The 26,612-nt window shown below is 67.3% G+C and carries 25 protein-coding genes; 10 read left to right on the top strand and 15 right to left on the bottom strand.

Translation table 11 applies throughout. The features are described 5' to 3' along the window. Positions 1-35 precede the first annotated feature (35 nt). From G3I17_RS12205 to G3I17_RS12175, 7 genes are all read right to left on the bottom strand, one after another. Complete coding sequence (locus tag G3I17_RS12205; protein WP_164596381.1) at positions 36-1,220, bottom strand: FAD/NAD(P)-binding oxidoreductase; 1,185 nt, start codon at positions 1,218-1,220, stop codon at positions 36-38. A 9-nt stretch (positions 1,221-1,229) separates the two neighbouring features. Further along, on the bottom strand, positions 1,230-1,424 hold the full coding sequence (locus tag G3I17_RS12200) for a ferredoxin (protein ID WP_164596106.1): 195 nt from the start codon (positions 1,422-1,424) through the stop codon (positions 1,230-1,232). A 19-nt stretch (positions 1,425-1,443) separates the two neighbouring features. Beyond that, positions 1,444-2,658 carry a cytochrome P450 gene (locus G3I17_RS12195; RefSeq protein WP_164596105.1) on the bottom strand — a complete coding sequence of 405 codons (1,215 nt, stop codon included), beginning with the start codon at positions 2,656-2,658 and terminating at the stop codon, positions 1,444-1,446. 110 nt (positions 2,659-2,768) lie between these two features. Beyond that, positions 2,769-3,389, bottom strand: a complete 621-nt coding sequence (locus G3I17_RS12190) for a TetR/AcrR family transcriptional regulator (RefSeq protein ID WP_203590094.1) — start codon at positions 3,387-3,389, stop codon at positions 2,769-2,771. 14 nt (positions 3,390-3,403) lie between these two features. After that, the gene (locus G3I17_RS12185) at positions 3,404-4,240 is read right to left on the bottom strand and encodes a citryl-CoA lyase (protein WP_164596104.1); all 837 of its coding nucleotides are present in this window, start codon (positions 4,238-4,240) and stop codon (positions 3,404-3,406) included. After that, a complete protein-coding gene (locus G3I17_RS12180) occupies positions 4,237-5,439 on the bottom strand; it encodes a CoA transferase (protein WP_164596103.1) in 1,203 nt (400 codons plus the stop codon). Before G3I17_RS12180 ends, G3I17_RS12185 begins: the two co-directional genes overlap by 4 nt. Next, positions 5,429-6,208, bottom strand: a complete 780-nt coding sequence (locus G3I17_RS12175) for an IclR family transcriptional regulator (protein ID WP_164596102.1) — start codon at positions 6,206-6,208, stop codon at positions 5,429-5,431. The genes G3I17_RS12180 and G3I17_RS12175 overlap by 11 nt, the downstream gene beginning before the upstream one ends. A 129-nt stretch (positions 6,209-6,337) precedes the next feature. Here G3I17_RS12175 and G3I17_RS12170 point away from each other — a divergent pair, with 129 nt between their 5' ends. From G3I17_RS12170 to hrpA, 5 genes are all read left to right on the top strand, one after another. After that, entirely contained in the window at positions 6,338-7,333 is a 996-nt protein-coding gene (locus tag G3I17_RS12170; RefSeq protein ID WP_164596101.1) for a tripartite tricarboxylate transporter substrate binding protein, read from the top strand. Beyond that, positions 7,330-7,827 (top strand): tripartite tricarboxylate transporter TctB family protein, encoded by a 498-nt coding sequence (locus G3I17_RS12165; RefSeq protein ID WP_164596100.1) that lies wholly within the window; start codon positions 7,330-7,332, stop codon positions 7,825-7,827. The genes G3I17_RS12170 and G3I17_RS12165 overlap by 4 nt, the downstream gene beginning before the upstream one ends. Before the next feature lie 56 nt (positions 7,828-7,883). Continuing rightward, positions 7,884-9,395 carry a tripartite tricarboxylate transporter permease gene (locus tag G3I17_RS12160; protein WP_203590129.1) on the top strand — a complete coding sequence of 504 codons (1,512 nt, stop codon included), beginning with the start codon at positions 7,884-7,886 and terminating at the stop codon, positions 9,393-9,395. 39 nt (positions 9,396-9,434) lie between these two features. Continuing rightward, positions 9,435-9,842, top strand: coding sequence for a universal stress protein (locus G3I17_RS12155; protein ID WP_164596098.1), 408 nt, complete (start codon positions 9,435-9,437; stop codon positions 9,840-9,842). Positions 9,843-9,962: 120 nt separating this feature from the next. Beyond that, positions 9,963-14,036: an ATP-dependent RNA helicase HrpA gene (gene hrpA, locus G3I17_RS12150; RefSeq protein ID WP_203590093.1), complete on the top strand. Its 4,074-nt coding sequence runs from the start codon at positions 9,963-9,965 to the stop codon at positions 14,034-14,036. A gap of 44 nt (positions 14,037-14,080) precedes the next feature. On the opposite strand, the gene G3I17_RS12145 is transcribed toward hrpA, so the two are convergent. The 4 genes from G3I17_RS12145 to G3I17_RS12130 all read right to left on the bottom strand — a co-directional run bounded on the left by G3I17_RS12145 (position 14,081) and on the right by G3I17_RS12130 (position 18,896). Next, the gene (locus tag G3I17_RS12145; protein ID WP_164596097.1) at positions 14,081-16,732 is read right to left on the bottom strand and encodes a discoidin domain-containing protein; all 2,652 of its coding nucleotides are present in this window, start codon (positions 16,730-16,732) and stop codon (positions 14,081-14,083) included. A gap of 183 nt (positions 16,733-16,915) precedes the next feature. Next, positions 16,916-17,362, bottom strand: a complete 447-nt coding sequence (locus G3I17_RS12140) for a helix-turn-helix domain-containing protein (RefSeq protein WP_164596096.1) — start codon at positions 17,360-17,362, stop codon at positions 16,916-16,918. Between the two features lie 14 nt (positions 17,363-17,376). After that, entirely contained in the window at positions 17,377-18,003 is a 627-nt protein-coding gene (locus G3I17_RS12135; RefSeq protein WP_164596095.1) for a DJ-1/PfpI family protein, read from the bottom strand. A gap of 41 nt (positions 18,004-18,044) precedes the next feature. After that, a complete protein-coding gene (locus G3I17_RS12130; protein ID WP_164596094.1) occupies positions 18,045-18,896 on the bottom strand; it encodes an AraC family transcriptional regulator in 852 nt (283 codons plus the stop codon). Positions 18,897-18,965: 69 nt separating this feature from the next. Between G3I17_RS12130 and G3I17_RS12125 the strand changes: the two genes are divergently transcribed. Then, positions 18,966-19,757, top strand: coding sequence for a phytanoyl-CoA dioxygenase family protein (locus tag G3I17_RS12125; protein WP_164596093.1), 792 nt, complete (start codon positions 18,966-18,968; stop codon positions 19,755-19,757). Here G3I17_RS12125 and G3I17_RS12120 read toward each other — a convergent pair. Further along, positions 19,754-20,161 carry a VOC family protein gene (locus tag G3I17_RS12120; RefSeq protein ID WP_164596092.1) on the bottom strand — a complete coding sequence of 136 codons (408 nt, stop codon included), beginning with the start codon at positions 20,159-20,161 and terminating at the stop codon, positions 19,754-19,756. The genes G3I17_RS12125 and G3I17_RS12120 overlap by 4 nt on opposite strands. 273 nt (positions 20,162-20,434) lie before the next feature. On the opposite strand from G3I17_RS12120, the gene G3I17_RS12115 reads away from it, so the two are divergent. Beyond that, positions 20,435-22,045, top strand: coding sequence for a family 20 glycosylhydrolase (locus tag G3I17_RS12115; protein WP_164596091.1), 1,611 nt, complete (start codon positions 20,435-20,437; stop codon positions 22,043-22,045). 24 nt (positions 22,046-22,069) lie between these two features. On the opposite strand, the gene G3I17_RS12110 is transcribed toward G3I17_RS12115, so the two are convergent. Further along, positions 22,070-22,345, bottom strand: a complete 276-nt coding sequence (locus G3I17_RS12110) for a protealysin inhibitor emfourin (RefSeq protein WP_203590092.1) — start codon at positions 22,343-22,345, stop codon at positions 22,070-22,072. Between the two features lie 448 nt (positions 22,346-22,793). On the opposite strand from G3I17_RS12110, the gene G3I17_RS12105 reads away from it, so the two are divergent. Beyond that, the gene (locus tag G3I17_RS12105; protein WP_012921273.1) at positions 22,794-22,997 is read left to right on the top strand and encodes a cold-shock protein; all 204 of its coding nucleotides are present in this window, start codon (positions 22,794-22,796) and stop codon (positions 22,995-22,997) included. A gap of 92 nt (positions 22,998-23,089) precedes the next feature. Further along, positions 23,090-23,593 (top strand): DUF6328 family protein, encoded by a 504-nt coding sequence (locus G3I17_RS12100; RefSeq protein WP_203590091.1) that lies wholly within the window; start codon positions 23,090-23,092, stop codon positions 23,591-23,593. On the opposite strand, the gene G3I17_RS12095 is transcribed toward G3I17_RS12100, so the two are convergent. Then, positions 23,574-24,428: an LLM class flavin-dependent oxidoreductase gene (locus tag G3I17_RS12095; protein WP_164596089.1), complete on the bottom strand. Its 855-nt coding sequence runs from the start codon at positions 24,426-24,428 to the stop codon at positions 23,574-23,576. The genes G3I17_RS12100 and G3I17_RS12095 overlap by 20 nt on opposite strands. Positions 24,429-24,684: 256 nt before the next feature. Here G3I17_RS12095 and G3I17_RS12090 point away from each other — a divergent pair, with 256 nt between their 5' ends. Next, positions 24,685-25,476, top strand: coding sequence for a class III extradiol ring-cleavage dioxygenase (locus tag G3I17_RS12090; RefSeq protein ID WP_164596088.1), 792 nt, complete (start codon positions 24,685-24,687; stop codon positions 25,474-25,476). Between the two features lie 42 nt (positions 25,477-25,518). On the opposite strand, the gene G3I17_RS12085 is transcribed toward G3I17_RS12090, so the two are convergent. After that, positions 25,519-26,505, bottom strand: a complete 987-nt coding sequence (locus G3I17_RS12085) for an SMP-30/gluconolactonase/LRE family protein (RefSeq protein ID WP_203590090.1) — start codon at positions 26,503-26,505, stop codon at positions 25,519-25,521. Positions 26,506-26,612: the final 107 nt, after the last annotated feature.

Genomic DNA, 26,612 nt, shown 5'->3' with positions numbered 1-26,612 from the left:
CCGCACCGACCTCGGGCCAGACGGTCGGTGTAGGCCTACAGGCTTTCCGTTTCCGTGGAACTCCAAGGAGTTCTTCGGGCGACGTGCTCGCGTAGCACCCGGGCTTGGCGCGGGAGGTTCCAGGCGAGCGCGCCGGTCACCCGCTCGCCGTCGCCGTACAGCGCGGCGAACCGGCCGTCGGCGGGATCGCCGGCGACGATGCGGAAGTCGAGGTCGTCGCCGGATCTGCCGTAGACCTGGATCTTCACGTCGTACTGGTCTGTCCAGAAGTAGGAGACCGGCTCGAACGGAATGCTCTGCCCCAGCAGGTTCTTCGCCGCGGCGGTCGCCTGCTCGGTCGCATTCATCCGATGCTCCAAGCGTCGGCGGCCGACACCGGGGTGGTCCCACGAAGCCACGTCACCGGCGGCGACGACGCCGGGTGCGGCAACGCAGTACTGGTCGCACTCGACACCATCGCCGATGACCAGCCCACTGCCGGCGAGCCAGCCGGTGGCCGGTGTCGCACCGACCGCGACAAGGACCAGGTCGGCCGGTACCTGCGAACCGTCGGCGAGTTCGACACCGGTGACTCGGCCCTCGTCGCCCGTCAACGCGCTGACCGCTATGCCGCAGCGGACATCCACGCCGTGGCCCCGATGCAGCTGCGCCAGCAATGAGCCCATCTCGGCGCCGAACTGCCTGATCATCGGTGCGGGCAGCGGGTCGATCATCGTGACCGCCAGGCCAAGCTCGCGAGCCACCGCCGCCACCTCGGCACCGAGGAAACCTGCGCCGACGATCGCCACCGTCCGGGCTTGTCGAAGCCCGTCGCGAAGGGCCAGCGTGTCGTCGAGCGTGCGGAGCAGATGCACCCCAGCCAGGTCATGTCCGAACGGCAGCCTCCGTGGAGTCGCGCCGGTCGCGATGACCAGACCGTCGTAGGCGAGCACGCGGCCGTCGGCGAGAGTCACCTTGCGCCCCAACGCGTCGAGCGCGCTGGCCGCAGTACCGAGGATCCACGCTGCGTTCAGGTCGGCGAGCAGTTCGTCGGAGCGCAGTACGATCCGTTCCTTGTCCCAGGCGCCGCGGAGAATCTGTTTCGACAGGGGCGGCCGGTCGTACGGCGAGTGTCGCTCCTCGCCGACGATCGTCAGCTCCCCCGCATATCCCTCGCGCCGCAACGCCTCGGCCGCGGTGAGACCCGCGGCCGAGGCACCGACGACGATCACGTGTTCCATCACGCGCGGCTACTCCGCCACCGCGATCGCGAGCGCCGGGCAGATCCGCGCGGCTTCTCGCGTACCTTCCTCGGCGCCGGCCTCGGGCGTCTCCTCCAGCAGGACGGCGATGCCGTCGTCATCGCGCTGGTCGAAAACCTCTGGCGCCGACAGCACGCACTGTCCGGAACCGATGCACTTGTCCTGATCGAGAACGACCTTCATCTCAGTTCCCTTCTCTCGTTTACCAGGTCACCGGCAGCGCGTGCACGCCGTAGATGGCCATGTCGTGCTTGAACGGCAGCTCTTCCACCGGAACCCCGAGCGCGAGGGTCGGGATCCGCCGGTACAGGGTGCTGTAGACGACCTGCAGCTCGACCCGGGCAAGTGGTTGCCCAAGGCACTGATGTACGCCGTACCCGAAGGCGACGTGGTGGCGGGCAGAGCGGTGGATGTCGAGCTTGTCCGGATCCGGGAAGGCTTCCTCGTCCCGGTTCGCGATCTCGGTCGCGACGATCACGCCCTCGCCCTTGCGGATCACCTGTCCGTCGATCTCGATGTCCTCCAGCGCCACCCGCCGGCGCCCGTTGTGGACGATGGTCAGGTAGCGCAGCAGCTCCTCGACGGCGTTCGCGACCACCTTCGGGTCATCGGTGGCGCGGAGCGCGTCGAGCTGGTCGGGGTTCTCCAGCAGGGCAACGGTGCCCAGAGCGATCATGTTGGCGGTCGTCTCGTGGCCGGCGATCAGCAGCAGCAGGCCCATGTCGACGACGTCCTCGATGCCCAGCTGCCCGGTCCGCAACTGCTCCACGATCAGGCGGCTGAGGAGATCGTCACCCGGCTCGTCGTCCTTGCGCTTCACCAGGCCGCGCAAGTACTCCCGGAGTTCCTCGCTCGCTGCCCGGCTCTGCTCAGCGGTGTTGTCCCGCCGGAGCAGCGTCTTGCCGAGCCGGTGGAAGAGGGTGCGATCGGCGTACGGGACGCCGAGCAGTTCGCAGATCACCAGGGACGGCAGCGGCAGCGCGAGGGCTTCGACCAGGTCGACGGGCTTCGGGCCGGCCAGGATGTCGTCGATCAGGCCGTCGGTGATCTCCTGGATCCGCGGCCGCATCGCCTCGACCCGCTTGATCATGAAGTCCGCGGTCACCAGCCGGCGCTGGCTGGCGTGCTCCGGATCGTCGCGGACGATGAAGGCGTTGAACTGTCCCCGGTTCTGCGACTGGGCAGCATTCGTGAACGGGAATCCGTCGTTGCGCGGGTCGGAGCTGATCCTCGGGTCGGCGAGGAGCTGACGGCTGTGGTCGTACCGGGTCACCATCCACGGGGTACTGCCGTCCCAGAGGTTGACCCGGGACAGCGGATCCTCCGCCTGCAACCGGTCCAGCTCCGGCGGCGGATCGAACGGGCAGCCGCCACGAGCCATCGGATAGGCCGGCAGGTCCTGAATGATTTCGGACATCGTCGCTCCCCAGAGTTACCGAACGAATGTTTTCTTACTGAACAAACGTTAGGTAACTTGGGTCCGCGGAACCAGGCAGTGAGATTGAGATCACAGTAAGTGAGGGAAGGTCAGGCGAAGATCAGCGAGACGAGATCGTCGAGGAAGTCTTCACCCGGCTGCTCGATCCGGACCCCGTCCAGCAGCGCGGCCCGCCCGTACACGCTCACGAAGACCAGTGAGGCGGCTCGCTGACTAGGGACCCGGAGCGTGTGCCCGGCCTCTTCGCAGCGATCGAAGGCGGCGATGAAGCTCGTGAACACCTCGAGCAGCGGACCGTTGATCGGGCGCTCACCACTGACCGCCCGGCGGGTGGCCTTACCGAATAGCAACCGGTAGTGCCCCGGCTTGGCGTCGGCGAAGTCGCGGTGAGCGTGGACCTGGGCTCGCACCCGGCCCATCACGTCCGCTGGGTCGAGGCTCTCGTCGGCCTCGCTCATGGCCTTCACCAGCAGCCCGAACTCGTAGTCCACCAGGCCGTCGATCAACGCGGCCCGGTCCGCGAAGTGCTGGTAGATGCTGGCCGGCGCGATCCCGACCGCGCGGGCGACGCCGCGAATGGTCAGACCGTCTTCGCCACCCAGCTCGGACAGCAGCCGGCCGGCGCCTTCCAGGATCTCGACGCGCAGCCGGTCGCCCTCGCCCCAGCGGTTGCGAACCCGCTGCTCGGTGATGGTCTCGTCTTCCGGCATTTCGTCATTCTGCCTCAGGCGTGGCCGTCAACCGGTGAACCTTCCGACAACTTCCGCGGTGGCGCGCCGGTGTAGGTGGCGGTGATGCTCTTCGGCAGTGGGCCTTTGATGCGGGTCGGGTCGAGCTGCTGCTCCCGGGCATGGGCGAGCAGGCCGACTGATCGCGAGAGGACGAAGAGGCCGCGCGCCAGTTCGGGAGCGAGGCCGAGCTCTGCGTAGATGGTCGCGGTGGCGCCGTCGACGTTCATCGGGATCGGCTTCTTGCCTTCAGCCAGTACTGATTCCAGGGCCAGGGCGACTTCCAGGTAATGGCCTTCGACGATTCCGTCGCGGGCGGCGCGCTCGATCGCGTGCATCAGCGGGTCGCGTCTTGGGTCGATCGGGTGGAAGCGGTGGCCGAAGCCGGGGATGAAGGCCTTGCGTTCCTTGTACTCCGCTACGAGCGCCCGGGCCGCCTTCGTCGGCGACTCGCCGGCGTCGACTGCTGCCTTCAGTTCGTGGAGGACCTCCATGCACTGCTGGCCGGCCCCGCCGTGGACGTCGCCGAGGAGGTTGACGCCGGTCGCCATCGCGTTGTTGAGCGCGAGGCCGCAGGAGGCCGCCATCCTTGCCGCTGCGATCGAAGGCGCTTGGGGTCCGTGGTCGACCGCTGCGACGAGAGTGAGTTCCAGAAGCCTGGCCTCCTCCTCGGTCGGCAGCTCACCGCTGACCATCAGCCAGATCAGCTGCGGAAAGCTCACCCCGCCGATCAGCTCCTCGATCGCGTAACCACGCAGGCGAATCGTTCCCGGCTCGATATCGGTGATCGAGGTCGCCCACCAGTCCGCGGCTTCCTGGGCCTTGTCCGTCATACAGCTCCCCGCTCGTGAAGGCTGGAGATCTCCTCGGCGGTGTAGCCGAGCTCACCGAGGATCTCGTCGGTGTGCTCACTCAACCCCGGCGGCCGCCCCTTCGGCCCGACCGACTCACCGTCAACATGAACGCTGCTTCCCAGCACCTGCAGTGAGCGTTCTCCGCCGGGAAGTTGTACCTCGTGCAGCAGCCGGCGATCAGCTATCTGCTCCAACGACAGCGCCTGTTCCACAGTCAGGACCGGCGCAACCGGCACGCCGCTGTCTGCCAGTAGGTCGTCCCACTCCGTCGCAGAGCGCTCTCTGAGGGTCTTCTCGAGTTCTTGCTTGAGCTCCAGACGATGCTGTTTGCGCGCCTCCCGGGTAGCGAAGCGGGGGTCCTCGATCAGTTCCGGGCGGCCGAGCGCAGTACAGAGCTCGACGTACTGTTCCTGCTTGTTGGCCGCGATGTTCAGCGCACCGGACGCCGTCTCGAAGGTGCCCGACGGCGCAGAGGTGACGTTCTCGTTGCCCATGGCCCGTGGTTCGCGCCCGCCGATCACATAGTCGGACACGACCCAGCCCATCGCCGCGATCGCGGTCTCCAGCATCGACACGTCGAGGAAGCTGCCGACGCCCGTCCGAGAGCGCTTCACCAGCGCCGCCGAGATCGCGAACGCCGCCGCATACCCACCGAGCGTGTCGGCGATCGGAAACCCCGTTCGCGTCGGCGCCGTCTCCGCGGTCCCCGTCACACTCATGATCCCGGACAGCCCTTGGATGATCTGGTCGTACGCCGGCCGCCCGCGCATCGGCCCGGTCTGCCCGAAACCGGAGACCGCGCAGTACACGAGCCCGGGGTTCAACGCCTGCAGAACCTCCCACGAGAACCCGAGCCGCTCCAGCACACCAGGACGGAAGTTCTCCAGCAGCACATCTGCCTCGCGGACGAGTCGCTCGAAGACCTCTTTACCAGCGGGCGATTTCAGGTCCAGCGTCAGAGAGCGCTTCCCCGCGTTCTGCGCCAGGAATGAGATCCCCAGCCCCGCCTTGCTCAGCGCGGGATCAGCGCCGAGATTGCGCGCCAGATCCCCCGACCCCGGCACCTCGACCTTGATCACGTCCGCGCCCATCAGCGCGAGTTGATACCCCGCGAACGGACCGGCCAGCACGTTCGTCAGATCCAGCACGCGCACCCCGGCCAGCAGGTCAGGATGCACTGAAACCGCTCCAGCCACTCGAGGTGATCGTCATGGCACAGCGGCGTACGGCGGTCAGATACCCCGGCAGACGCTCATCGCTGAAGCGCGTCGTCGGACCGCCGACCCCGACAGCGGCGACCACGCGCCCATCGGATCGGAGTACCGGAGCGGAAACGCCCGAAGCGCCCAATTCGCGCTCTCCGTGTGTCACGGCATACCCCCGCTCCCCCGCCCGTACTGCGGCAAGCCGCAACTGCTTGGCGAAGTCTGTGCCGTGCGGCGACTCAGCAGCGACCGCGTCGATCACTGACGGATCCTCAGCCAGCACAGGCGGATCGCTCAGCAAGACGCGCGACGCAGCGCCACCCCACAACGGAAGAGCAGAGCCGACCGCGATCGTGTGCCGGACACTTAACGTCCCTTGAGCTTGCGCGAGACACACGCGCGTCCGCCCGACCCGGATGTAGAGGTTGGCCGTCTCGCCGGTCTCGGTAGCCAGTCTGTTCAGCGCCGCGCGCACGGCCGGCGGGATCTCCATGCTCGCGCTGCTCAACCGCGACCAGCGCAAGAAGCCCGGCCCGATCGCATACCGTCCCGGCCCCGTCGAGGCGACCAGCCCGCGTTGCTCCAGGGTCGTCACCAGGCGCAGTACGGTCGTCTTCGGCAGGCCGCTCGCGACGGTCAGCTCGGCCAACGTCCAGAGCGGGTGCTCGTCGTCGAAGCGCTCGAGCAGATCCAGCGCCCGGTGCACGCTGCGCACCCCCGGCAGCTCGCCCTCAACATCCATCCCCGCACCCCTTCCGCTCCCTGCGCGATCTCCCGACGATAACCCGCCGGTCCGCGGAACGGAATCTATGTACCTCCAGATGGAATGCTGCTACGGTCCCGTTCAGGCCTGTGACAAGGAGGTACCCAGATGCCACGATCCGTGATCGTCGCCGCGGGGGTGACCGTCAGCCTGCTGCTCAGCGGCTGCTCGGCCCTGGAGGGCGGCAGCGTCGCCGGCGACTTCCCGTCCCGCAACGTCGAGATCATGGTCCCGGCCGCTCCCGGCGGTGGCTGGGATCTGACCGCACGCCAGCTCCAGCACGTGATCCAGGAGGACGGCTTCCTGCCCGGCCGGTCCGTCTCGGTCGTCAACGTGACCGGCGCCGGTGGTGCGGTCGGGATCTCCAAGCTGGTCACCAAGAACCGCAAGGACCCGCACACGCTGATGATCACCGGCCTGGTGATGGTCGGCGCGCTGACCCTGAACCAGTCGAAGATCACGATCTCCGACACCACCCCGATCGCCACCATCACCGCCGAGCAAGAAGTACTCGTGGTGAAGGCCGACTCGCCACTGAAGTCCCTCAAGGACCTGGTCGACAAGTACCAGGCCGACCCGACCTCGGTCAGCTGGGGCGGCGGCACGATCGGCGGCACCGACCACATCACCGCCGGCACTCTGGTGAAGGCCGCGGGCGCCGACCCGTCGAAGGTCAAGTACATCTCCTACTCCGGCGGCGGCGAGGCGACGGCCGCGATCCTGTCCGGCGACGTCACGGTCGGCATCTCCGGGCTGAGCGAGTTCGAGGAGCAGATAACAGCCGGCAAGATGCGCGTCCTGGCCACCACGGGCACCGAGGCGATGACGGTCGCCGGCAAACAACTCCCGACGATGAAGTCCGAGGGGTACGACGCAGAAGTACTGAACTGGCGCGCGATCGTCGCCCCGCCGGACATCCCCGACGCGGACCGCCAACGGCTGATCGAGTTCGTCAGCAAGGCCAACAACTCCCCCGAATGGGCCGAGATCCGCAAGAAGCAAGGCTGGACCGACTTCTTCAAAACCGGCGACGACGCCAAGAAGTTCATCGCCGACGAAACCACCCGGGTAGAGGCCCTGCTGAAGGAGCTGGGGATCATATGAGCACAACCGAGGAACCGGTGAAGGCCTCCGAGGTGGAGGTTGAGGCCTCCAGGCTGGTGCGGATCATCGCGGCTGTCGTGCTGGTGGTGTTGAGTGGCACGTTCCTGGTGGGCGTGTTTGATATTCGGAGTCCGAAGGGGCTCGATCCGGCGGGGCCGCGGTTCTTTCCGTTGCTGGTCACGGTTGCCTGGTTGTTGCTCTCCATCGGGTATCTGGTCGAAGGATTGCGTTCAACCCGCATCAAGGGCGACGGCGATCGCAGCTGGTTCGAGCCGGTCGCTCTGTCCGGGTTGCTGGTGCTCTACGCGTTCCTGGTCGTACCGCTGGGCTACCTGATCTCGACGGCGTTGCTGTTCTTCGTCGCGGCGCGGGTGCTCGGGAGCCGGCAGGTCGTCCGCGACATCATCGTCGCGGTCGTGATGGCGGTCGTCGTCTACATCGCGTTCACCCAGTTTCTGGACATCTCGCTGCCGGAGGGGGTGCTGGGGCTGTGATCTCTCTGGCCGTCTTCGGCGATCTCCTGCACGGCTTCGGAACCGTTCTGCACCCGATGAACCTGCTCTGGGCCGTTCTCGGCGTCACCCTCGGCATGCTCGTCGGGATCCTGCCGGGGATCGGCCCGGCGCTCACGATCGCGCTGCTGCTGCCGATCACCTTCAACTTCTCCGACCCGATCGGCGCCTTCATCATGTTCGCCGGCATCTACTACGGCGCCATGTACGGCGGGTCCACCACCTCGATCCTGATCAACACCCCCGGCGAGTCCGCCTCGGTGGCGACTGCGATCGAGGGTCACAAGATGGCTCTCAAGGGTCGCGCCCGGGCCGCACTCGCGACGGCGGCGATCGGGTCGTTCGTCGCGGGCACGATCTCGACCGTGCTGCTGACGTTCGTCGCCAAGCCGATCGGCAACCTGGCCAGCCAGTTCCAGTCGACCGACTACTTCGCGATCACGCTGCTCGCGATGGTCGCCGTGACGGCTCTGGTCGGCCACTCGCTCATCCGCGGCCTGCTCTCGCTGACGGTCGGGTTGTTCATCGGGCTGATCGGGCTCGACAGTCTGTCCGGTGCTCAGCGGTACACGTTCGGTACCTTGCGGCTACTCGACGGCGTCGACGTGGTGATCGTCATCGTGGGTCTCTTCGCGATCGGCGAAACGTTGCACGTGGCATCGAAGTTGCGCAGTACGCCGGAACGGCCCGCAGTACTGGAGAAGGGCCGGCTGCGGACCGGGTACCTGAACAAGGACGACTGGAAGCGCTCATGGGCGCCGTGGCTGCGGGGGACCGCGCTCGGCTTCCCGTTCGGCGCGATCCCGTCCGGCGGCGCCGAAGTACCGACGTTCCTGAGCTACACGATCGAGCGGCGGCGCGCGAAGAAGGCCGGCCGGAAGCATCCGGACGAGTTCGGCGACGGCGCGATCGAAGGCGTCGCTGGTCCCGAGGCGGCGAACAACGCGTCCTTCTCCGGTGTTCTCGTACCGCTGCTGACGCTCGGCCTGCCGACGTCGGCGACGGCTGCGGTGATGCTCGCCGCATTCCAGATCTTCAACGTGCAGCCCGGACCGCAGCTGTTCGAGGACCAGGGCACGCTCGTCTGGACGCTGATCGCGTCGCTCTACATCGGCAACCTGATCCTGCTGATCATGAACCTGCCGCTGATCCAGATCTGGGTCCAGGTGCTCAAGGTGCCGCGGCCGTTGCTGTACGCCGGGATCCTGGTGTTCGCCTGTCTCGGCGTCTACTCGCTGTCGGGTTCGGGGTACGAGGTTCTGATGGCGCTGCTGATCGGCGTGGCCGGCTTCTTCATGCGCAAGCTCGACTTCCCGATCGCGCCGGTCATCCTGGGCGTCATCCTCGGACCCACGATGGAAGAACAGTTCCGCCGCTCGCTGGTCATCTCCAACGGCGACGCGAGCGTGTTCTTCACCCGCCCGCTCAGCCTGGTCATCATCGTACTGACGGTGCTCGCGCTCTTCGTCCCGTACCTGCCGCGGATCGTCGCCCGGATCCGCGGCACGGAGGCGAGCCGGGACCGGCTCACCTTCGGTGAAGACGACTGATGGGTTCGGTGAACGCCCAGTGATGAGAGAGTGGGCCTCGTGAAGATCCTGGTGGGCTACGTACCGACGCCCGAAGGCGAGGCCGCTCTCGAGGCCGCCGCCACCGAAGCCGAGCTGCGCGGAGCTTCCGTCCTGCTGCTCAACACGAGCCGCGGCGACGCCTATATCGACTCCCGCTACGCCAACAAGGCCGAGCTCGACACCGCGGAGGCCCGGCTCCGCGAGCGCGGCGTCGAGGTGACGATCCAGCAGGCCGTAGGCACCGGCGACGTCGCCGCCGAGCTACTCAAGGCAGCCGAAGCCAACGACGTGACCCTGATCGTCCTCGGCCTGCGCCGCCGCAGCCCGGTCGGCAAACTGATCCTCGGCAGCACCGCCCAACGAGTCCTCCTCGAATCCCCCGTCCCCGTCCTCGCCGTGAAGGTCCCCTCCTCCCGCGACGACTGATCAGGCCCGGACCGAGGTGGTCGCCGCCTTCCTCTCGTACCTGTCCACGAAGCCTGTGGCAGAGCGCTCACGGTAAATCCGTGGGAGTCGATGGAGGAGAGACCTAAACTGGTCGGTGACATGCCTGATGCCCGGACCGAATCGCAGAGTCCTATCCCAGCTACCGGTCCTTCCCAGGATCCCGGTCGGCCTCGACGTCCCCGCCGCCGGCGCAAGAAGCCGGCCGGTGCTGTAGCCGCACCCGAGGCTGGTGCTTCCTCTTCTGAGCCGAGTACTACCGGGGTTGCCGAGCTGGCCGCCCGGCTCGAAGGGTTGACCAGCGTCGACCGGGAGCAGCTCGGGCGGCGGCTGGAGCGGTTGCGGGGGTTGCGGGAGGAAGCGAAGCGGGAGAACGCGCTCTCCGACATCACCGCGCGGATCGAGCAGGCCGAGCGCCGGGTCGAGCAGCGACGGCTCGCCGTACCGGAGATCACCTATCCGGAAGAGTTGCCGGTCAGTCAGCTCAAGGACGACATCGCCGCGGCGATCAGGGACCACCAAGTGGTGGTGATCGCGGGTGAGACGGGCTCCGGCAAGACGACCCAGATCCCGAAGATCTGCTTGGAGCTCGGCCGTGGGATCCGGGGCATGATCGGGCACACCCAGCCGCGGCGGCTCGCGGCGCGGACGGTGGCAGAGCGGATCGCCGAGGAGCTCGACACCGAGCTCGGCGACACGATCGGGTACGCCGTCCGGTTCACCGACAAGGTCAGTGAGCGCTCTCTGGTCAAGCTGATGACGGACGGCATCCTGCTCGCCGAACTGCAGCGCGACCGCGAGCTGAGCCGGTACGACACGCTCATCATCGACGAGGCGCACGAGCGCAGCCTGAACATCGACTTCATCCTCGGCTACCTCAAGCAACTCCTCCCCCGCCGCCCCGACCTCAAGGTGATCATCACCTCGGCGACGATCGACCCCGAGCGGTTCGCCGAGCACTTCGCAGATGCCAAGGGCACTCCGGCCCCGATCGTCGAGGTCTCCGGGCGTACCTACCCGGTCGAGACCCGGTACCGCCCGATCAACGACCCGGACGACCCGAGCACCCTCGACCGCGACCAGACCCAGGCGATCCTCGACGCCGTCGACGAACTGGCCGGCGAGGCGGCGGGCGACGTACTGGTGTTCCTGAGCGGAGAACGCGAGATCCGCGACACCGCCGACGCGCTGACCGACCACAATCTCCGCAACACCGAGATCCTGCCGCTCTACGCCAGGCTCTCGAATGCCGAGCAGAACCGCGTCTTCAAGTCCCACGGCTCCAGCCGGCGGATCGTGCTCGCCACCAACGTCGCCGAGACGTCCCTGACGGTCCCTGGCATCAAGTACGTGATCGACCCCGGCACCGCCCGGATCAGCCGCTACTCGCACCGCACGAAGGTCCAGCACCTGCCGATCGAGCCCGTCTCGCAGGCCAGCGCCAACCAGCGCAAGGGCCGCTGCGGCCGGACCAGCGACGGCATCTGCATCCGCCTGTACTCCGAGGAGCACTACGAGGGCCGTCCTGAGTTCACCGACCCCGAGATCCTCCGTACCAACCTCGCCTCCGTCATCCTGCAGATGACCTCGATCGGGCTCGGTGACATCGCCGCGTTCCCGTTCATCGACGAGCCGGACAGCCGCAGTATCACCGACGGCCTCCAACTGCTGACCGAGCTCGGCGCGGTCGACTCGGCCAAGGCGGGCGACCGCACGCGCCGGCTGACCCCGGTCGGCCGGCAACTGGCGCAGATCCCGCTCGACCCGCGGCTGGCCCGGATGATCGTCGAGGCCGACAAGCACGGCTGCGTCCGCGAGGTGATGGTGATCGCCGCCGCGCTCTCGATCCAGGACCCGCGCGAGCGCCCGACCGACGCCGAGGCGCAGGCGACCCAGGCCCATGCCCGGTTCCGCGACCCGAACTCCGACTTCCTCGGCTTCCTGAACGTGTGGAACTACGTCAAGAAGCAGCAGAAGGAGCTGTCCGGCAACCAGTTCCGCCGGATGTGCCGCAGCGAGTACCTCAACTACCTGCGCGTCCGCGAGTGGCAGGACATCTTCGCCCAGCTCCGTCAGGTCGCCGCGCAGATCGGCGTCACGCTCAACTCCGGCGAGGCCGCCGACCCGCAGGCCGTCCACATCTCGCTGATGTCCGGCCTGCTGTCCCACCTCGGCCTGAAGGACCCCGCCAACCAGCACCAGTACATCGGTGCCCGCGGCACCAAGTTCGCGATCTTCCCCGGTTCCGGGCTGTTCAAGAAGCCACCGCAGTTCGTGATGGCTGCCGAGCTCGTCGAGACGTCGCGGCTGTGGGCCCGTGTCAACGCGAAGATCGAGCCCGAGTGGGCCGAGGACCTCGCCCAGCACCTGACCAAACGCACGTACTCCGAACCGCACTGGGAACGCAAGGCCGGCGCCGTGATGGCCTACGAGAAGGTCACCCTGTACGGCGTACCGATCGTTGCCCACCGCAAGATCAACTATGGCGCGGTCGACGCCGAGGTGTCGCGGGAGCTGTTCATCCGGCACGCGCTGGTCGAGGGCGACTGGGACACCCACCACAAGTTCTTCCACGAGAACCGCAAGCTGATCGAAGAGGTCGAGGAGCTCGAGGAGCGCACCCGGCGCCGCGACCTGCTCGTCGACGACGAGACGCTGTTCGCCTTCTACGACGAGCGGATCGGCGCCGATGTTGTCACCGGGCGGCATTTCGACACCTGGTGGAAGACGGCGCGGCAGCGCGACACCGACCTGCTCGACTTCGAGCGATCGCTGGTCGTCCGGGAAGGCGCCGAGGTCAAGGAGGAGGAGTTCCCGCTGACCTGGTCCCAGAACGGGATGACCTTCGATCTCACCTACGCCTTCGAGCCGGGAACGGACGCCGACGGGGTGACCGTGCACCTACCGCTGCTGGTGCTCAACCAGGTCACCGCCGACGGCTTCGAGTGGAGCGTGCCGGGCTTCCGCGAGGAGCTCGTCACGACGCTGATCAAGTCGTTGCCGAAGGCGATCCGGCGCAACATCGTGCCGGCGCCGGACCATGCCCGCCAGATCCTCCCGCTCCTCGATCCCGCATCGGGTCCGCTCATCGACGCGATGGCGCGCGAGCTGCGCTCATTGCGCGACGTGCTCATCGAGCCGGAGGACTGGGACTGGTCGCGGGTGCCCGAGCATCTGCGGATGACCTTCCGGGTCGTCGACGACAACGGCAAGACGGTGGCCGAGGGCAAGGACCTCGCCGCGCTGAAGCAACGGCTGAAACCGAAGACCACGGCTGCCATTTCGCAGGTAGCGTCGAAGGTGGTCAGCGGGCTGGAACGTTCCGGCCTGACCGACTGGACGTTCGGTGATCTGCCGCGCAGCTTCTCCGAGCACCGCAACGGCCTGACCGTAGCGGGTTATCCGGCGTTGGTCGACGAAGGCAAGAGTGTCGCCATCCGGCTGCAGGAGACCGAGCGCGACCAGGCCGCCGCGATGTGGAACGGCACCCGCCGGTTGTTGCTGCTCACGATGCCGTCGGTGATCGACGTAGTACAGCGCAATCTCACGAACCAGCAGAAGATGACGCTGATGGCCGGCCCGCATCGCAACGTCGGGGACCTGCTGGACGACGCGATCTCGGCGGCGGTCGATCAGCTGATGGCCGCGGCCGGTGGCCCGGTCTGGAACCTCACCGCGTTCTCGTTCCTCCGGGACGCGGTCCGCTCAGATCTCGCCGACACCGTCCTGACGATCCTGCAGCAGGTCGAGCAGGTTCTCAGCAACGCGCGCACCGTGGACAAACTGATCTCCCGCTCGTCGAGCCCGGCGCTACTGGCCGCGCTGTCGGACGTACGGGGTCAGCTGGAAGCCCTGGTCCACCGCGGTTTCATCACCGAGGCCGGCGCCAAACGGCTGCCGGATCTGGCCCGCTACCTGCGCGGTATCGAGCAGCGGCTCGACAAGATCGGCGCCAACGCGATGCGCGACCGCTCCGGCATGGCCGTAGTACAGAGCCTCACCGACGAGTACCAGAAGCGCCTGCGCGCGGTCCCCACCGGCAAGTACCCGAGCCCGGAGCTCCTCGAGGTGAGGTGGATGCTCGAGGAACTCCGGATCAGCTTGTTCGCGCAAACCCTCGGCACGCCGTACCCGGTCTCGGACAAACGCATCCGCAAGGCACTGACGACGTCGTAGGTGCGCCCGGAGAACCCGCCAGAGCTCTCCGGACGCAACCTGTCCTACGGGTAGCTCACCACATATCGCTGCTGGTTCGCGGTGTTCGCGGTGCCGCCGGTGTTGTTGATGACGTTGGCGATGGTGCCGACGCCACCGAGGGAGACCGAGACCAGGTCGTGGAAGCGGACGCCCGGTGTGTCGGGGACCTCGAAGGAACGGTCGACGACGAGGGCCGGGTTCACCTGGAAGAACGAGTAGCTGCCGACGCCCCACGCCTCATGGCTGGTGACGTTGTTTGCGACCTTGTACGCCGCCCAGCCGCGCGTCCCGCCACCGCTGGTCCAGGACGCCTGGTCCGGCGGGTCGTACGGGAACTCGTTCTGGTAGAAGTACGTCCTGCCGCCGTTGCCGTTCCACACCGTCTCGTACTGCTGGTAGTGCTCGACGAACAACCCGTACATCGTCACGTTGTTGCCGTTGACAATCAAACCGTTGGCCGCCGTGTTGACGTTCCAGCCGGTCTGGGCGCCGTGGTCCGCGCGCCACAGCCACAGGTGGTCACCGATCACGTTGTTGCTGTTGACCTGCAGGCTGACCGTCGCCCTGCCGAGGTGTTCGCCGCCGCCGATGCGGACGAACACGTCGTGCAGAGAGGTCGGGTTCGTCGTGTGGTCGGCGTTCGAGCCGGCCTGGCCGACCTCGACCAGGACCGGCGTGTTCACCGGGCCGGCGTCGATCAGCAGCCCGCCGAGCTTCACCCCGTCGACGTCCGCGACCGAGATCACCGTCTTGCCGGTGTCGGGCGTGAGCGTCGCCATTCCGATGCCGAGGACAACGGTGTTCGGCTTGGTCACCTTGATGGTGTCGTTCAGGTGGTAGACGCCGGGCGTGAAGAGCAGATGCTTGCCCTGGTCAAGCGCCGCATTGATGGTCGCGATCGGCGTCGACGGCTTCGCGACCAGGAACTGGCTCAGCGAGATCGACGAGCCCGCCGCGGGTCCGTGCGACCAGCTGGTGCCGGACGAGTTCTGCCGAAGAGCCGGTACGAAGACGTTGTAGCTGCCCGCGTTGTCGACGTACAGGAACGGCTTCTCGCGGATCTGCGGGGTGGTGCCCACGACAGTGTGGGACGGGTTCGGGAAGTTCTGCACCGGTCCGCCGGTGGTGCCGACGAAGACCATGTTCCAGACCGAGCCGGCCCAGCTGCCGAACTCGGAGTTGCGCGACAGCCACTGCTGCTGCGAACCCGAGACGACCCGGTTGTCGATCTTGGTGTCGGCGAACAGGCCACCGCTGGCCCAGCCGTCGCCACCGCTCCAGAGCTGGATCTCCGGCGCGCCCTTCAGGTGCATCCGCCGGTACGGCGCCGCCTGCGCGACCGCCCACCGCTCGATCTGCCCCGCGGGCGGAGTGACCGCCATGTTCTCCGCGGAGCGCCAGAAGTTCTGGGTGGCGTTCTGCTTGTTGTTCGGGTCGTCACCCTGCTGCAGCCAGTCGGCCTCGACCCGGACGTGCCCGTTGATGTTCACGTCGTCCGGCGACAGACCGAGGCCGGCCACCTGGGTGTTGAAGCCGAGGTTGACGTCAGCGGTGTAGGTGCCGGGCTTGAAGAGCAGCGCGTTGCGCTCGGTGCCGAACTGGTTGGTGTGCTGTTGTGCGGCGACCTGGTCGAGGCGCGCCTGCATTTGCGCCTGCGGGGTCGCCGGGGTGAAGACGTCGACATTCGGGCCGAGGTCGGGGTTCATCGGGTCGGTCGGCGGGATCACCGGTCCGCTGCCTCCATCGGTGGTGTGGACGACGAGCTCCCACAGCGAGTAGCCGTACGCCGTACCGCGCTGCGTGCCGTTGACCCGCAGGTACCGGCCGCTGCCGGTGACGTCGAGGGTCTGGTTGCCACCGGTGCCGGTGGTCGTCGTGTAGATCGGGTTCCACGGGCCGGCCGCGTTGTCCGAGACCTGGAGCTGGAACGCCTTGCCGTACGCCGCTTCCCAGTTCAGTCCGACCTGGCAGATCGTCTGGGTCGTGCCCAGGTCGACCTGGATCCATTGCGGGTCTGTTGCGGCGCTCGACCAGCGGGTGCCGGGGTTGCCGTCGACGGCGGCCGATGCGGGCGTACCCCCGTTCTCGGTGCTTGAGGCCGTGGCCGTCTTGCCCTGCGCGGTGTTGGCCGTGCCGCAAGCGGTCGGGCCGCCGTCAGTACCGCCGTACACCTGGAACTCCCAGAGCGAGTAGCCATAGCCGGTACCACGCTGTGTGCCGGACATCCGGACGTACCGGCCACTGCCGGTCACGTTGAGCGTCTGAACGCCGCCCGTGCCGGTGGTAGTCGTGTAGATCGGGTTCCAGGGGCCGCCCGCGTTGTCGGACACCTGGAGCTGGAAGGCCTTCCCGTAGGCCGCCTCCCAGTTGAGCACTACCTGGCTGATGGCCGAGGTCGACCCGAGGTCCACCTGGATCCATTGCGGGTCGGTCGCGGCGCTGGACCAGCGGGTCGCGGGATTGCCGTCGACGGCGGCCGAGGCCGGAGTACCGCCGTTCTCGGTGCTGGACGTGGTGACGGGTTTGCCCTGGGACAGCAGCGTGACGGCAGCCTGAGCTCTGCCGCCCGGTGCGACCACCAGGGCCGTGGTGATCAGGAGCGCGGCTGAAACCAGGATCAGCCAGCGCCGGAGGACGGCCGGAGAGCGCGCTCCGGCCGGTGGGGAGATGTGCATGAAGGAACCAATCAGGAGAGGGGACGGGGCGGCATCCCGTGCACTCGCGCCGGTGATCGACCGGGCGCCGGATGCACGTCTTCCTGCAGGGATGAGAGAGCGCTCTCTCAGAGATTGCGGGCCGAACCCCCGACTGTCAAGGGAACGTTCCCCGAGATTGGTTCCGGAACTTCCGTCAGGCCGTCAATCGGACAGATCCAAGGCGTCCAGCGCCTCGGAGAGCTTGGCCAGCGCCGCTACCGCCTCGGCCAACTGCTCGGCGCCGAGGACGGCCGCGAGTTCAGTGGCGTGCTTGGCGTGATGCGGGCTGATCGCGGTGATCGCAGCCCGGCCTTCCGGCGTGACCGCCACCAGCTTGGCGCGGCGGTGGGCGGGATTGTCGCGGTACTCCGCGAGGCCGCGCTCGGCCAGGACGTCCGCCGTACGTTGCACCGCCTGGCGGGTGATGCCCATCTCGCGGGCGATCGCGGACACCGGCAACGGCTCGCCGAGCACGGCGCCGAGCACCTGCCACCACGTCGCCGTCACTCCAGCCGGCCGAGCCAGATGCTCGGCCAGCTCGAGGAACTGTCCGTTCAGCTTGAACGCCGTCAGCGCGGCAGCACTCAGCAGTTCTTGGTCGCGGCTCACAGCAAAAGATCCTGTCAGGCCGACATCAGCTCGTAGAAGCCGGCCGGATCCTGCTCGCCGTACAGCTTGTACCAAGAGTCGAGAATCGGCGCCTTGTAGAGGTCCAGCTGCGCGAAGATCGCCCGGGCGAACTCGACCGGAGCGTTGGCGCCCGCGGTGATCAGACCGCGATCGGTGACTGCATGCTCTTCCTTGTAGAGCTGCCCGCCCTGATAGCCGCCGAGGCTGTCGAGGAACGCCGCCGCGTTGCTCGTGTGCTGCCGATCGTCCAGCAGCCCGGCCATCGCCAGCGCGCCCGTCGCACCACAGATCGCCGCGACCGGTACCCCGGCATCGAGGAACTCGCGCGCCTTCTCGACATACGGCGTATAGGCCTCGGTCGCGAAGAGATCGTTCCCCGGCAGGATCAGCATCGCACTGTCAGCAGGCTTGAGCTCAGCCAGCACCGAGTCAGGCAGCACCCGCAACCCACCCGCTGTGGTGATCTGCTCGAGCCCCGCACTGACGGTCTGCATCTTGAAGCGCCCGGGCGTCTGATGCCACGCCCCGTTGTTGATGTGAGCGGTGACGAACCCGACCTCCCAGTCGGCCAGAGTGTCGTAAACAGCGAGATGGACGGTCGCATTCTCGTTCGCAGTCATGACAACATCTTGTCATCACGACAACGTGTTGTCAAGATGCTCTACGGTACGAAGGCGCGTTGGGACTGGCGCCGGAAGGCGCGCGGGGAGATCGCGTGCGCGGTCGTGAAGCAGCGGGTGAAGTAGGACTGGCTGGAGAAACCGCAACGGGTGGCGATCTCGGCGATCGGCGCGGAAGTTGCTGCTAGCAACGATGCCGCCTGCTCCAGCCGGAGGTCCGCGACGAAGTCGGTCGGGGTCATCCCGTATGCCGCTCGCAGCGTGCGCGACAGGTGCGCGGGGCTGACTCCGGCGAGGTCGAGCAGCCGGGGCACTCCCCCGCGCAGGTTCTCCTCGGCTCGCATCGCCACGCAGGCCCGCGCCAGCCAGTCGGGAGCCTGATTGGCGGAGGCGCGCGCCGGCAGCTCTTCGGGCGAGACCTGCGGCAAGAGGTCGATCCAGAACCGCATCAGATCGAAGTGCTCCGGCTCGCCGGCGAAGCGCTGGAGAGCGCTCTCGAAAACCTCGGCCGCCGCCGCCGGGTCGCGGGTCTGGAAGACAACGGGTTGCTTGGCGGCATCCCAGCTGCCGGTCGGGTTCGTCCTGGTCAGGTTGAGGAAGCCTTGCCAGGCCGAGCTCGGGAAGGCGACGTTGATGAACTCCAGGCCATCGGGTGCCGATCCCCGGATCGCATGCCGGTCGCGCGGCCGGACCAGCACGACATCACCAGCAACGAGCGGCAGCGTGCCGGTCTCCAGAAGATGTTCACCGGCGCCGGCGGTCACGCCCATCAGCTCGTGGAAGTCGGCATGCGTGTGCAGCTCGGAGTCCCGGGCTCGCGGCGCGAATCCCACCCGCGCCGCGTGGTACGGCCGGCCGAGCGCCGACCACTCGAATCGCAGCACCTGACTCATATCAACAAGCTACAAGTTTGCGTCAGCGCATTGCTAGTCCCCGAGTTCCGTCGCCGTCACGCTGACGTTATGACTTCAGTCGCGGAGAACCAGGTCAGCGGCGACGCACTGGCGACCTACCAGCGTGACGGCTGGGTCATCTTTCGCGAGGTGATCGACGAGCACCTGATCAAGGAAGTTAATGATCACGTCAACTGGTTGCAGGCCAAGCACCCGGACGTGCGGCCCGAGCAACTCGGCCACGTCTTCCTGCGTGACGACCCGTTCTGGGTGCGACTCGTCAGCGACCCGAGGCTGGTCGAGATCGCGTCCGTGTTCGTCGGACCCGACCTCGCACTGTTCGCGTCGCACTACATCTCCAAGCCGCCGTACTCCGGTCAGCCGGTGCTCTGGCACCAGGACGCTGCGTTCTGGCCGCTCGACCCGATGAGCGTGGTGACGTTGTGGCTGGCGGTCGACCACTCGACCCCGGCCAACGGCTGCGTCCGGATGATCCCCGGCAGCCACCTCGGCCCGGTCGCCGCGATGCGCGACAACGCGTCCGTCGAAAGCGTGCTGGGCAAGGAGATCGCGGTCGAGGTCGACGAGTTGCAGGCCGTCGACATCGTGCTCGCGCCCGGCGACGTCGAGGTCCACCACCCCAACATCGTGCACGGCAGTACCGCCAACACCTCGGCGGACCGCCGCTGCGGACTCACGATCCGCTACATCCCGACCTCCACCAGGATCACCGACCCCGAGGTCCCCTACCCCAGCGCGTTCCATCTGCAGGGGTCCCCGGGGGTGAACAGCTACCAGCCGCGGCCCCGGTACGTCGAGGGCCGCGACTATCCGTTCACGGGTAGGTCGGAGTGGATCTAGACCGAATCCAGGCAGATCCGGAAGGGGTGGCCGGCCGGGTCGGCGTAGATGCGCCAGCCGCGGGAGCTCTCGGCGGGTGGTGCGTCGACCGGGTCGAGTGGTTCGGCGCCGAGGGCGACGACCGTGGCATGTCCGCTGGCCAGGTCTTCGACGACCAGGTCCAGGTGAAGTTGATGTGCGTCCGTACCCGGCCAGCTGGCCGGTACGTAGTCCTCCGAACGCCGGAAGCCGAGCGTCGACCCGGGGCCGGTCAGGCTCCGCCAGTCGTCGTCTCCGTGCTCGTCGATGTCCAGTCCGAACAGCGTCGAGTAGAACCGGGCAAGCTCGAGCGGGTCCGGGCAATCCAGCACCACCGAGCCGAGCCGCCCGGCACTGGTGCCCGGCTGCTCTGCCACCTGAGTCATCTGTCCTCCAGCTTCCTGTTCAGGAAAGTCCTTTGTGTCCAGGCCCGTCTTGTTCAGAAGGCCCGGCCGCAAACAATGGCAGGTCCGACCGACAGTTCGCATCTTTCGACACGCCTTGTTGATCAGTCACAAATCCCGCTGGCGCGGGCGGGCCTCTTCGGTGGCTCAGATGCCGGACAGTCGCTCGCCGTCGCAGCGCGGTACGGGTGAGTAATGGAGGGAGTTTGCTGAAAGATCTTGACTCATGGAGTGAGCAGACGAACACTTCCGGTCATGACACGACTCGCCCGCCCTAGTCGTCGGGTCTCGCTGGTAGGCCTCCTCGCGGCCGCCCTGCTAGCGACTCCCCTGATCGCCATGTCCACGCCTGCCGCCGCTCAGCCGGTGGCAGCCCCGGCGCCCGCGCTGATCCCGAAGCCGACCTCCCAGCAGGCTCTGGCCGGCCAGGACTACTCCCTGAAGCCGTGGAGCGTCGTCGGGGTCGACTCCAGCTCCAAGGAGCGTCGGGCGGCACAGAAGGTCGCTGACCAGCTCACCTCCCAGCTCCGCCGCTCCACGGGCTACCCGCTGCCCGTAGTACCGGTCGTACCGGGCCTGACCGACATCAAGCTGTCCACCAACGGCCCCACCTCGCTGGGAGCCGAGGGGTACCAGCTACGCGTCGACCGCAAGGGCGTCAGCGTGACCGCTGCGACCCCTGAAGGCCTCTTCCGCGGTGTGACCACCCTGCGACAGCTACTGCCCGCCAAGGCCGACGCCGGGACGCGTCAGGCCGGCCCCTGGAACCTGGCCGGTACTGCTATCGCCGACTCGCCCCGGTTCGGCTACCGCGGCACCATGCTCGACGTCTCCCGGCACTTCTTCTCGGTGGCCGAGGTCAAGCGCTATATCGACCTCGCGTCGCTCTACAAGCTCAACAAGTTCCACATGCACCTGGCGGACGACCAGGGCTGGCGGATCCAGGTCGACTCCTGGCCGCGCCTCACGACGTACGGCGGCAGCCTGGAGGTCGACGGCACGCCCGGCGGGTCGTACACCAAGGCCGAATTCGCAGAGATCGTCCGGTACGCCGCCGATCGCTATCTGCAGGTCATCCCCGAGATCGACACCCCTGGGCACACCAACGCCGCACTGGCGTCCTACGCCCAGCTGAACTGCGATGGCGTCGCCCCGCCGCTCTACACGGGCACGGAGGTCGGCTTCAGCTCGCTGTGCGTCGGCAAGCAGGTCACGTACGACTTCCTGGGCGACGTGTTCCGTGAGGTGGCTCAGCAGTCCCCCGGTGACGTCATCCACCTGGGTGGAGACGAGGCGCACTCCACGCCGCACTCGGACTACCTGACCTTCGTACCGAAGGCCGCTGCCCAAGTCACCAAGCAGCACAAGCGGGTGATGGGGTGGCAGGAGATCGCCGAGACGCCTCTGCCGCCGGGCAGCATCGCGCAGTACTGGGGCACTGACGACGCACGGTCGCAGGAGCTCGCTCGCAAGGCAGCGGCCCAGGGCGCCAAGGTCGTGCTCTCCCCAGCCAACCGGGCCTACCTGGACATGAAGTACGACGACAGCACTCCGTACGGGCAGGACTGGGCCGGTCTGGTCAGCGTGCAGACGGGCTACGACTGGAACCCGTCCACGCTCGTCCCGAACCTGCCGGAGGGCGCTATCGCCGGCGTCGAGGCGCCGATCTGGACCGAGACGCTCGACAACCTCGACAAGCTCGAGTACATGGCCTTCCCGCGTCTGCCGGGCATTGCCGAGCTGGGATGGTCGCAGGCCTCAGCACTCGACTGGACGGCCTACAAGGACCGCCTGGGTGCCCAGGGGTCGCGGTGGGACGCCCTGAGCGTCAACTTCTACCGCGCGCCTGAGATCAACTGGCGCTAAGCACTGACCACGCACCGCCTGGCTCTAGGACTGCAGCACGCGATCCAGGAGCCAGGCGGTGTCTGCGTCCAGGTCCTGCTCGGCCACGGTCAGCTCGGTGGGCTCCCCCGCGCCGGTGTCGTGGACCTGGAGGCGGTAGACGTACCGATCGGGCTGCGGACGGCCAGAGCCCAGTCTTGCCCCGTCCAGGCCGCGGGCGACCTGCTCCAGACGCTCACTGTCCGGCTGGGCCGAGGTGTCCAGCTCTCCGCTCGCCATCAGCCCGGCGAAGCCACCGCTGCGTACCACTTTGAGGATCACTTGCCCACCATTTCCTGCGTGTCGCCCGATGTCCAGAGCCGCACGACACGCCGGAGAATTTCGGCGCCACGGGGCAGCGATCACCCGGCGTACAGGAGCCTTTGTCCGACCTTGTCTGCCGAACAGACCGCCCGGTGGGCGGCGTACCGGGGTGAATCAGCAGGTCGGCGGGGGTTTCGTTGTCTTCACCCCCGGCTCCGGCAGGCCCCGGGCACTGCGAGCGCACTTTCACACTCCGTGGCGATCGGCAACTTTCCGCGACACGTGTTCCCGATCACCCCCCACACGAGCCCCTGGATCGGCTACAGTTATCGCGTTGCAGTTTTGGACTCCCACTGACTTTTGCTGTGCTGTACGGCCGGTTTCGTCGTCTGGGGCCTTTCGGCGACACGCGGTTCATGAGGTGTGGATCGCGTCTTGTTACAAGCCATCAAGGAGATAGACAACAATGGCTGTCGGTACCGTTAAGTGGTTCAACGCTGACAAGGGCTTCGGCTTCATCACCCCGGATGACGGTGGCGCGGACGTGTTCGCGCACTACTCGGCCATCCAGACCTCGGGCTTCCGCTCGCTGGACGAGAACCAGCGCGTCGAGTTCGAGATCACCCAGGGCCAGAAGGGCCTGCAGGCGGAGAACATCCGCCCGATCTGATCTGCGGATCAGTCCTTCTAAGAACTGAATAACGAGAGGGCCGCACACCACCCGGTGTGCGGCCCTCTTCAGTCTGCGGGATGCTGTACCGCGTGACCGACGAACACTCGCCGCCCGCCGCCAGCTATCAGCGGCCGGATGAGGACGCAGGCGAGCGGCTGGACCGCCAGTGGATCGAGCTGCTCCAGGAGCTGCGGCTGGCCCAGACCGGCACCCAGATCCTGTTCGCGTTCCTGCTCGGCATCGCCTTCACGAACGTCTTCCAGGACGCCGACGCGTTCACCCACGACGTGTACGCCGGCACCCTGGTCGCCTCCGCACTGGCGACCGGCCTGTTCCTGGCCCCGGTCTCGTTTCACCGGATCGTCTTCGAGCACAAGGTGCGCGACAAGATGATCCCGATCGCGGGCAAGATGACGAGCGCCGGCCTGGTCTTCCTCATCCTCGCGATCTGCGGCGGTCTGCTGCTCGCGATCGACGTCGTCCTCAACCGAACGAGCGCCATCATCATCGTGGCCGTCGTTCTGGCCTGGTTCATCGGCTTCTGGTACGTCCTGCCGGCCTGGGTCCGCCGCGCTAGCGCAGCCGCGGAATGACCTCGGCGGCGACCTGCTCCAGTACTTCCTCAGTACCGGCGTAGACGCCCTCGGCGCGGGGCCAGTGGGTGATGACGTCGGTGAAGCCGAGCTCGGCGGCGCGGCCGACGACGTCCTCGAAGGCGGCGACGCTGCTCAGTGAGTAGCGGGCCGAGTCCAGCGCGAGGTATCGATCGAGGGGGCGGCCTTCGAGCACGTCGTCCAGGCGGTGGCTGAGGTCGCGGACCGAGCCGAACCAGCTCTCGAAGTCGGCCGACTTGAGTCCGGTGGTCACCCAGCCGGCGCCGTACCGGGTCGCCAGGCGCAGCGAGCGCGGGCCGTTCGCGGCCATGATGAACGGGATCCGGGGTTGCTGGACGCAGCCCGGCGACGTGCGCGCGTTGCGCGTCTCGAAGTACTCGCCCTTGAAGTCGACCTGGTCGGTGGTGAGCAGCTTGTCGAGGAGCTCGGTGAACTCCTCCAGCCGGTCGACCTTCTGCCGCGGCGTCAGGTCGTCGCCGCCGAGGATGGTGGAGTCGATCCCACCACCCGAGCCGATGCCGCAGAGGAAGCGGCCGGCCGAGATGTCGTCGAGGGCGAGCAGTTCGCGGGTCAGCGTCAGCGGGTGGCGGAAGTTCGGTGAGGTGACGAAGGTCCCGAGCTTGATCGTCGAGGTGGCCAGCGCCGCCGCGGTCAGGGTCGGCATCGTGCCGTACCAGGGTGAGTCCTGCAGACCACTCCAGGTCAGGTGGTCGTAGGTCCAGGCGTGGTCGAAGCCGAGCTCCTCCGCGCGCCGCCATTTCGGCTCCGCCTCGGACCAGCGGTACTCCGGCAGGATGGTGATTCCGAATCGCATGATCCGCACCCTAGTGCCTGCGACTTCGCCCTAGTCGTCACCGGCAACACCGACGACACCCCACCAAAGCCCTAGCACGACGCCTCCCCAGCGGCGCCATACCCACCACTTCGTGCACCGGCTGAGCGTCTGGACGCGAGATCCATGCCTAGCCGGTGCACAAAGTGGAGGTATGGGGGTGGGGGGTGGAGTGCGGGAATAGGTTGAGGGTTCAACTAGGTTGGTGGGGGTACGACCTTCTGAGAGGACCCCAACGATGAGTGACAACCTGCTCCGGACGCCTGTGCTCTACCTCAGCCACGGTGCTCCCCCGCTGGCGGATGACCGGCTGTGGACGGCGGAGCTTGCTGGGGTTTCGGCTGGGATCGGCAGGCCGGCTGCGATTCTGATCGTGTCTGCGCATTGGGAGGCTGCGCCGCTTACGCTGGCTGCGACCGAAACTGTGCCGCTGCTCTACGACTTCTGGGGGTTCCCGGAGCGGTACTACCAGGTGCAGTACGCCGCTCCGGGCGCGCCTGAGCTGGCCAACCAGGTGCGGAAGCTCCTCCACTCCCCCGCCACCCCGGTGTACGACGACCCGAACCGTGGGCTCGACCACGGCGCCTATGTGCCGTTGAAGGAGATGTACCCCGACGCGGACATCCCCGTGCTCCAGGTGTCGATGCCGACCCTCGACCCGCAGGAGCTGTTCAGCATCGGACGCAAGCTGGCCCCCCTGCGCGACCAGGGTGTGCTGATCGTCGGCAGCGGCTTCACCACGCACAACCTGAGTGCGGTCAACCTCGGCGGGCCGTCCGACGCGGCAGCGCCGACCTGGTCGGTCGAGTTCGACGACTGGGCCAAGCGTGCGTTGGCGAAGCAGGACGTCGACTCGCTGATCGACTTCCTGCACAAGGCGCCGGCTGCGGGTATCGCGCACCCGCGCACCGAGCACTTCGCGCCGCTGTTCGTCTCCCTCGGCGCTTCCGAGGACTCACTCGGTACTGCGGAGACCGTGGTCGACGGTTTCTGGTACGGCCTGTCCAAGCGCTCCTGGCAGATCGGCTGACCCCAAGCTCAGAACCCAAGCTCAGAACGCAACCCACGCGAGCTACCGCGCGGGCGTCGGGAAGGTTGCCAGATGGGCGGTGCCGATGCTGCCCAGCCAGACCTTCCCGTCACGCTCGCGAACACCGGTCGGCATCCGGAAGTTCGCGTTCTTGCCGCGCAGATCGTGTACGAGGTTGCCCTCGTCGTCGTACGCCTGGATCTCGATGATGTCCGCGGCCTTCGGCTTGAACGCCTCCGGCAGCGCCCACACCAGCTTCCGCAGTACCGGCTGTTTCGGCAGCAGGAGGTCCAGCAGGGCGTTGCGCGGTGAGCCGACCGCGACCCAGATCAGCCCGTCCGAGCCACGCGAGATGTTGTCGGGCAAGCCGGGAATCATCGCGACCAACTCCGGCTCGGCGCCGGCAGCGGTGAGGTCGAGCTTGAAGAGGCCGTAGCTGGCGGTCTCGACGAAGAACAGCGTCTTCTGATCGCCACTGAGCGCGACGCCGTTGGGGAACGACCGGTTCGTCGCCAACCGCGTGACCTCGCCGTCCGGAGTGAGCCGATACAGACTGCCCGTACTGGAGTGCTCGAGCAGATCGGCCATCCACTCCTCGACCCCGAACCGGGTGGACGAGTCGGTGAAGTAGATCGTGCCGTCGGGCAGTACGTCCGCGTTGTTGCAGAACTTCATCGGGCGGCCGTCGATCTCCCCCAGCAGGGTCGCGATCCGGCCGTCCTGGTCGAGCGTGAGCAACCCGCGATGGGCATCGCAGACGAGCACCTTGCCATCGGGCAGCCACTCGAGCCCGAGCGGTCGCCCACCGGTGTCGGCGAGGACCTTGATCGTCGTCCCGTCCGCGCTGACGCGGAGAATCCGCCCGTCCAGCAGACCGGTCAGGACGCTGCCGTCCTCATCGATCAAAGTGTCTTCAGGACCATGACCGGGCAACGCGACGGTCTGTACTTCGATCGCCCGCGGCTCCCTGGTCGGCGGTACCGGCGGCGGGGTCCAGCGAACGGGGGCGATGCTCGACTTCGGACTCATCCCCGAACCCTAGCCGGTCAATCGTTTTGACCCTCCTCGAAACCCACCCGATCCGACCCCGACGGCTGCCGATACTGACGGCGCGCTGGAAACCCCGGCGCTGAACG

The sequence above is a fragment of the Streptomyces sp. SID13031 genome (assembly GCF_010548305.1).
In the GTDB taxonomy this organism is placed as follows: domain Bacteria; phylum Actinomycetota; class Actinomycetes; order Propionibacteriales; family Kribbellaceae; genus Kribbella.
The sequence above is the reverse complement of the archived record's forward strand: the minus strand, read 5'-3'. Positions and strand labels throughout refer to the sequence as shown.